The 6,944-nt window shown below is 61.5% G+C and carries 9 protein-coding genes; 3 read left to right on the forward strand and 6 right to left on the reverse strand.

Features of this window, described 5'->3' with window-relative positions; all coding sequences use genetic code 11:
- Positions 1 to 39 precede the first annotated feature (39 nt).
- Together cgtA and AAXE93_RS12030 are read left to right on the forward strand one after the other, a co-directional pair.
- A complete protein-coding gene (gene cgtA, locus AAXE93_RS12025; RefSeq protein WP_115010312.1) occupies positions 40 to 1,029 on the forward strand; it encodes an Obg family GTPase CgtA in 990 nt (329 codons plus the stop codon).
- A gap of 93 nt (positions 1,030 to 1,122) precedes the next feature.
- Positions 1,123 to 1,305, forward strand: a complete 183-nt coding sequence (locus tag AAXE93_RS12030) for a hypothetical protein (RefSeq protein WP_114988937.1) — start codon at positions 1,123 to 1,125, stop codon at positions 1,303 to 1,305.
- Between the two features lie 30 nt (positions 1,306 to 1,335).
- On the opposite strand, the gene AAXE93_RS12035 is transcribed toward AAXE93_RS12030, so the two are convergent.
- The 4 genes from AAXE93_RS12035 to AAXE93_RS12050 all read right to left on the reverse strand — a co-directional run bounded on the left by AAXE93_RS12035 (position 1,336) and on the right by AAXE93_RS12050 (position 5,200).
- The gene (locus tag AAXE93_RS12035) at positions 1,336 to 1,554 is read right to left on the reverse strand and encodes a CP12 domain-containing protein (protein ID WP_186494643.1); all 219 of its coding nucleotides are present in this window, start codon (positions 1,552 to 1,554) and stop codon (positions 1,336 to 1,338) included.
- 138 nt (positions 1,555 to 1,692) lie between these two features.
- Positions 1,693 to 3,594: an ABC-F family ATP-binding cassette domain-containing protein gene (locus tag AAXE93_RS12040; RefSeq protein WP_390131052.1), complete on the reverse strand. Its 1,902-nt coding sequence runs from the start codon at positions 3,592 to 3,594 to the stop codon at positions 1,693 to 1,695.
- Complete coding sequence (locus AAXE93_RS12045; RefSeq protein WP_390131054.1) at positions 3,591 to 4,229, reverse strand: DUF2301 domain-containing membrane protein; 639 nt, start codon at positions 4,227 to 4,229, stop codon at positions 3,591 to 3,593. The genes AAXE93_RS12040 and AAXE93_RS12045 overlap by 4 nt, the downstream gene beginning before the upstream one ends.
- Positions 4,226 to 5,200 (reverse strand): glutathione S-transferase C-terminal domain-containing protein, encoded by a 975-nt coding sequence (locus AAXE93_RS12050; protein ID WP_390131056.1) that lies wholly within the window; start codon positions 5,198 to 5,200, stop codon positions 4,226 to 4,228. The genes AAXE93_RS12045 and AAXE93_RS12050 overlap by 4 nt, the downstream gene beginning before the upstream one ends.
- 70 nt (positions 5,201 to 5,270) lie before the next feature.
- Between AAXE93_RS12050 and AAXE93_RS12055 the strand changes: the two genes are divergently transcribed.
- On the forward strand, positions 5,271 to 6,185 hold the full coding sequence (locus AAXE93_RS12055) for an aspartoacylase (RefSeq protein WP_390131058.1): 915 nt from the start codon (positions 5,271 to 5,273) through the stop codon (positions 6,183 to 6,185).
- Here the strand turns inward: AAXE93_RS12055 and AAXE93_RS12060 are convergent.
- The gene (locus AAXE93_RS12060) at positions 6,182 to 6,508 is read right to left on the reverse strand and encodes a hypothetical protein (protein WP_390131060.1); all 327 of its coding nucleotides are present in this window, start codon (positions 6,506 to 6,508) and stop codon (positions 6,182 to 6,184) included. The genes AAXE93_RS12055 and AAXE93_RS12060 overlap by 4 nt on opposite strands.
- 36 nt (positions 6,509 to 6,544) lie before the next feature.
- On the reverse strand, positions 6,545 to 6,703 hold the full coding sequence (locus AAXE93_RS12065) for a hypothetical protein (protein WP_390131066.1): 159 nt from the start codon (positions 6,701 to 6,703) through the stop codon (positions 6,545 to 6,547).
- Between the last annotated feature and the right edge of the window lie 241 nt (positions 6,704 to 6,944).

Below are 6,944 nucleotides of genomic sequence, written 5' to 3' on the forward strand. Positions count from 1 at the left end.
GAATCTTAGGGTTATGGATTGGATTGAGCCGGCAGCACCGTGCAGTTCATCGATCAGGCACGGATCACGGTCCGAGGCGGGCGCGGCGGCGATGGCATCGCTGCATTTCGCCGTGAAAAGTATGTGCCCGCTGGAGGCCCCTCCGGAGGTGACGGCGGGTGTGGGGCTCCAGTGGTTCTCGAGGCCGACAGCAACCTGCAAACCCTGCTCGATTTCAAATACAAACGCCTGTTCGCCGCTGACGATGGGCGACGCGGTGGTCCGAACAAATGCACCGGTGCATCAGGGAAAGACCTGGTGATCAAGGTGCCTTGCGGCACGGAGGTACGCCATCTGCGCACCGGCATTCTTCTGGGAGACCTCACCACCCCGGGTGAGCGTCTCACCGTTGCCTTCGGTGGGCGAGGTGGTTTGGGCAACGCCCATTACCTGAGCAATCGCAACCGCGCTCCGGAGAAATTCACCGAGGGCCGTGAGGGTGAGGAATGGCCCCTGCAGCTGGAATTGAAGTTGCTGGCTGAGGTGGGCATCATTGGTCTTCCCAATGCCGGCAAGAGCACCTTGATCGCCGTGCTGTCGGCAGCGCGACCCAAGATTGCCGATTACCCCTTCACCACCTTGGTTCCCAACCTTGGTGTGGTGCGCCGCCCCAGTGGAGATGGAACCGTGTTCGCCGATATTCCAGGCTTGATTGAGGGGGCCGCCCAGGGCGCTGGTCTTGGCCACGACTTTCTGCGTCATATCGAACGCACCCGTCTGCTGATCCACCTCGTGGACGCAGGATCCGAGGATCCCGTGGCTGATCTGAACGTCGTCCAGCAAGAGCTGGAGGCCTATGGCCATGGTCTGGTTGATCGGCCACGTCTGTTGGTGATCAACAAACAGGAGTTGGTGACAGAAGAGGATCTCCCCAGGTTGCGGCAAGACCTTGAAGCGGCGAGTGGTCGTCCCGTGCTGTGCATTTCAGCCGCCATGGGAACCAACCTCGATCAGTTGCTGGCCGAAACCTGGGCCGAGCTCGGAGTGTGAGCTGATGCTCCAGACAATCTTCATGTGATCAGCCACACCGATGCTTGTGGCCTGATCGCGGGGGAGTCATAACGGGAATGTCTCTCCCCTGACATGACCTTTTACACCTGTCTGGACAACAAGGGCGACGTGATTGCCCGGTGCCAAACGAAAGAGGATGTTGCTGTGCTTCAACGCATGGGACGCCCTATCGCTGAAGTGAAGGCAATGCGTAAGGAGGAGGCTGTCGTCTGCAGCCTGACCGGCAGCCCCTCCGACTACAACGAGGACTACTGAGCCCTCGTTGGATATACGTCGCTGGTTGGATCAGTCGTCGTAGACGCGGCACTCATCGGCATCGGGATTGGCCTCGCAATGCAGCTCGAGCGAAGTGGGGTCGTGGCTGTCGCCGGGGTGGTGTTCCTTGTATTCCTCCAGCGACTTCAGCTCATCGGTGAGGTGACGAACCTTGGCCTCGTCTCCAGCTGCTTTGGCAGCTTCGATTTCGGATTGATCCTTCTGGATGTGTTCGTCGATGGACTTCATGAATTCAGACCGTGGCCTGGCAGCACCTTACGGCGGTTCATCGGTTTTGGAGTGGTGGAATCCCACCTCATCACCATCCGATAACGCTGATTTGAAGTGGCGGTAGCCGTGGCTACAAGCACAGCTCCAGATCGTTGATCAGGGCGCCAATTCGCTGAGTTCCAGCCAGCGTTCTTCCGCTTGTTCAATGCGGGTGATGATCTCAGCCAGATCGAGACTCAGCTTGGCCATATCAGCGCCTTCCCGGGTCATCTGCTGTTCCAGCTCTTCTTTCTTCAGCTCCAGTTCAGGCAGCTGTTGATCAAGCGCCGCAAGCTCCTTGTTCTCCTTGAAGTTGCGCCGCCGCGGACCGTTGCTCTTGGTCTGGCGGTTCCGCTCTGGTTTTGGTGTGGAGGGTTTGCTCGCCTGGCTTTGGCTGCGTTCCTCCTGGCGCTGCTGCTCCAGAAACGCGCTGTAGTTCCCTTCAAACCGATTGAGCCGTCCTTGGTCGAAACAGAACAAACGATCAACCGTGCGATCGAGGAAGTAACGGTCGTGGGAAACAACGATCACGCAACCTCGGAAGTCCTCAAGAAAATCCTCCAGAACGCTGAGGGTCTGAACATCCAGATCGTTGGTGGGTTCGTCCAACAGCAACACGTTGGGCGCCTGGATCAGCATTCGGCAGAGGGTGAGGCGGCGGCGCTCGCCTCCCGAGAGCTTGGCCAAGGGGCTGTGCTGCTGGGCCGGTGGAAACAAAAAGCGTTCTAGAAGCTGGGATGCGGTGACTTGCTCACCCCCCAGATCGATCCGGCTGGCGGCTTCTTCCACGAACTCGATCACTTTGCGATCGAGCCCTTTGCCTTCGTTGAAGGCTTCGGTGTGCTGGTCCAGGTAACCGATGTGAACGGTCTCCCCAAGCAGCAGGCTGCCCTGGGTTGGCTCGCGCCGTCCGGCGATGAGATCAAGCAGGGTGGATTTGCCGCTGCCGTTGGGGCCGATGATGCCGATTCGGTCTTCAGGGCTGAAGCTGTAGCTGAAGCCATCGAGGAGTGGGCGACCGCCCCCGCTGCCATCGGCTGTGACCCCAACGGCTTCCGCTTCGATCACCTGTTTGCCGATGCGCCGGCTGATGCCGGTCATCTCCAGCTTTGCTTTGGCCTGATTGGGTTTCTGCTCGCGCATCGCTTCGATGCGTTGCAGTCGCGCCTTCTGTTTGGTGCTGCGGGCCTTGGGGCCCTGGCGTAGCCAGGCCAACTCGCGGCGAAGCACGCTTTTGAACTTGGCCGCTGAGGCTGCTTCTGAGGCTTCTTCTTCGGCTTTGTGCTGCAGAAAGGTGCTGTAGTTCCCCTGATAAGTGCGGGCCTGGCCTCGGTCCACCTCCACCATCCGCCGCGTCACCCGATCGAGCACGTAGCGGTCATGGGTGACCAGCACCAGAGCGCCGGGATAGCGATCCAGCCAGCTCTGCAGCCATTCCACGGCAGCGGCATCGAGATGGTTGGTGGGCTCATCCAGCAGCAGCACATCGGGGCAGGCCACCAGGGCTGACGCCAGACCCACCCGTTTGCGGTATCCGCCGGAGAGGTCGTCGACCGGGCGCTGGAGATCGCTGATGCCCAATTTCTGCAGCACTTCCCGGCATTGCTGCTCCAGGCTCCAGGCGTCCTCATCATCCATCCGTTGGCTGAGCTGACCCAGCTCCGCCATCAGTGCTTCATTGCTGGGGTCTTCCGCGATGGCGTCGCTGAGGGCGCTGAAGCGCACCAGCAGATCCCGTTTGGCACCACAGCCCTCCAGCACCTGCTCCAGCACCGTGAGCCCCGGAGTGATCCGGCTCTCCTGACCAACCAGCTCCACCCGAAGCCGCGGCGAACAGCGGCGTTCCCCTTCCCCGAGCGGTTCTTTCCCTGCCAGAACCTTCAACAGGGTGGATTTGCCGGCGCCATTGGGTCCGATCAGCCCGAGCCGTTCTCCTTCAGCGATGTGGAGATCGAGATCGGAAAAGAGGGTGCGGATGCCGAAATCCTTGGCCGCACCCACCAGGCTGATCAGACTCACGGCGTGCCAGCGGGCAATTGACCGTCCAGATAAGCAAACACGCTCTTGTCGCCCACATCCGCTGCTGCCTCCATGCCGAATTTGCGCAGGGCCAGCAGCACCAGCAGCAACGCTGCAGCTTCCAGTAGAGCCAGGCAGAGGGGACCATTGATCAGTCCCACCAGATGCCCCAGCAGCGCTGCCGGCAGCAGCAGGGTGAGACCAATGGCTTCGGGCCGTTGGAAGCAGAAAAACTCCTTGAAGCCGATTCCCGCCAGGGCGGCAAACAGCGGCCCGATGGCCAGGATCCACAGCGGCTGGTCCCGCAGGGTGGAGAGCACTTCGGTGGGGCCGGCCTGCAGCAGCAGGGCCCCCCAACCGATGCAACCGCTGAGCCAGAACAGTTGAAGGGCCCGGTGCAAGGGACGGAGATAAATGTGAATCCAGCGCAGCGCCAGGCCCAGGGCTGTGGCCATCGGCAGCACCCAGAGCCATGCCCAGGGGCTATCGGTCTGCCACCACTGCAGCACTCCTGCAGCCAGGCTGAGGCCGGTGATCAACAGGGCGATCCGGTAGGAACGCACCTCCTGGCGATCGGTAGCGGTGATCGAGTAAGGGCCGTAGACACCTTCAAAGGTTGGATCTGCGCTGGTCATCCCGACGCCGCCGTGCTTTTCACCAGTGTGCTCAGGTCAGGACCAGCTGGAACGATGCCGCCGGGATTGAGGGGGAACAGGGCACCGAAGTAGTCGTTTCGCCAGGCGTTGCCGTCGCAGGTGTCCGCAACGCCTGGCAAGGCGTAAAAGCGTTGTCGCCATGCCCAGAGGTGTGGGTAGTGCCAGAGCGGCTGCCGACTGCAGCCGAACAGGGGCGCATAGACCAGCTCCCAGCGGATCAAGGTGGGGAACAAGCGCACGTCCGCCAGGGTCAGTGCTTCCCCGCACAGCCATGGACCATTGGTTTCGAGGCTCTGCTCCACCGCAGCAAGGGCGGCGAAGAGATCGGCTTCAGCCCGGTCGTAGGCCGCTTGGTTGCGGGCGAAACCGCAGCGGTACACCCCATCGTTGATGGCCGGTTGCAGCTGCTGCTGCCAGGCCTGGATCCTGTCGGTTGCTTCCGCCGGTGCAAGATCCAAAGCCGCGTCTTGATGGGGCCAGCGGTTCAACAGCTCCACCAGTGGTGCACTGTCATTGCCCAGCAGGCTGCGCGTCTTGGGATCCACCAGCACAGGCACGGTGGCCCGGTAGCTGGGGGGGGCGCCGCAGTGTTGATACAACTCCAGCAGCGTGTCGCACCCCTCCCAATCGGGATTGAGGGCCCAGCGTCCAGCGTTGTGATCCGCCTGTGCCATCACGAGGGTGAGGCTGTTGTGCAGATGGCGCAGCTGATGCACCAGCCAGGTGCGGTGGGCCCAGGGGCAACTGCGCCCGATCACCAGGATTGGCCGTTGGTCTGCGCTCCGCTGGAGCAGGTCTTCGGGGTTTAAAGCCGGCGGGCTGAGCGGATCGCTGCTTGGGCGGGTGTAATTGCCGGCCGCATCGGCTGGGCCCAGCCCACCCATGAGCCGTTGCCATTGCCAGCGCCAACTGCGACGAGCGGCCGTGACCACAACAGGTGGGATCGACATGGCGCGGTTTGGATCGCTTCCATCCTCGCTGTGACTCGTGCTTCAGTCAGAACTTGGTTCGCTGTGGTCCATGAGCAGCTGTGGCGTTCTTGTGGTGGCCGGCACCCACGGCAATGAGGTCAATGCCCCTTGGTTGCTGCAGCAGTGGCAGGCCAACCCTGATCTGATCAACGCTGCTGGCTTGGCGGTGCAGAAGGTGATCGGCAACCCGGAAGCGTTGCGCCGCCGCTGCCGTTACGTCGATCGTGACCTCAACCGCTGCTTCCTCACGGAACAGTTGGAGCAGGGGGCCCCCGGCTTGGAGTTCCAGCGTGCTGGGGAACTCCTGCGCTTGCACGGCCCGACCGGCGAGCAGCCTTGTGCTGTGGCCATCGATCTGCACAGCACCACAGCGGCCATGGGCAATTCCCTTGTGGTGTATGGCCGGCGTCCGGCTGATCTCGCCCTCGCGGCTTTGGTGCAGGGAGCGCTCGGCCTGCCGATTTATCTGCACGAAGCCGATGCTCAGCAGACCGGCTTCCTTGTTGAATCCTGGCCCTGCGGCCTGGTGATCGAGGTGGGCCCTGTGCCGCAAGGTCTGCTCAATGCCCGGGTCGTTGAACAGACCCGTCTTGGCTTGGAAACCTGCCTGAGAGCCTTGGATCAGGCAGATCAGGGCTTGGCCCGGCTGCCGGATGCTCTGGTGGTGCACCGTCACCTGGGGAGTCGGGATCTTCCGAAGGCGGAGAACGGAGAGCCTCAGGCCCTTGTGCATCCCGAACTACAGGGCCGCGATTGGCAGAACATCAGCTCAACCCAGGCGATGTTCCGTTCTGCGGATGGGACCGATCGAGGTGAAGCGTGGGTTGAGGGGGAGATTCCGGTGTTTGTGAATGAAGCGGCCTACGCGGAGAAAAGCATTGCTTTTTCCCTCACGCGCAGGGAGGTGTGGCCCGTGCAGCCCACCTGGCTGCCGGCCTTGCAGCAGTTGCTCTCTGCGGCTTAACCGCAGGCCCAAACACCGTTCCCTTCTTGAGAGCAGATCAGATTGCTCGTCTGACCATCCGCCCAGTACATCCGCAATCGGTCGTCCTCGGTGCCGAGCCGCAGGGTGAGGGATCGCAGTGGACCGGTCGGGGTCTTGCTGTCGGCATCGCCGCCGGGCAACTTGAGTTGTTGCAGCTCCTGCTCCAGCTGGTTGATGCGTTGTTCCAGCTGTTCGATCGAAGCGCTTGCATTTGGTTGGTCGCCACTTGAGCTCACCAGTCCACAGCTGGTGAGACCAATCGAGGTCAGCCCAAGACAAATCAGAGGAATCAAACGCTGCATGGGCCTGTACTGATTGGCCCCAGCCTCTCAACAGAACTAGCCCTGGGCCAGACGTTCACTCCAATACACGGTGGCACCTTGAGCCTCCAGCTCCAGTCGCCTATGGCGGGCCTGGGTAAGAGGAACGGTTTCCTCCAAGCGGTGGCCGGCTTGCATCCAGCGGATCAGAACCAAAAGCGCCTTGGTGAGTCTCATGAATCTTAAGTCTTTCGAAAGCATCGCCTTCCTTGCCTGGGGTCCTTAAGCGTTGGTTTCGCAATCTGTGGACACACAGCGCAAACTTCCTTTACAATCCCGAACAGGCAGGGCTGTCCTGCCCTTCCTTAAACCGTTCCTTCGGGAACATTTCTTTCCGTTCTCATGACCACCACCCTCCAGCAGCGCTCCGGCGCTTCCAGCTGGCAGGCCTTCTGTGAGTGGGTCACCTCCACCAACA

It is taken from the genome of Synechococcus sp. HIMB2401 (genome assembly GCF_042883245.1).
Classification (GTDB): Bacteria; Cyanobacteriota; Cyanobacteriia; order PCC-6307; family Cyanobiaceae; genus Parasynechococcus.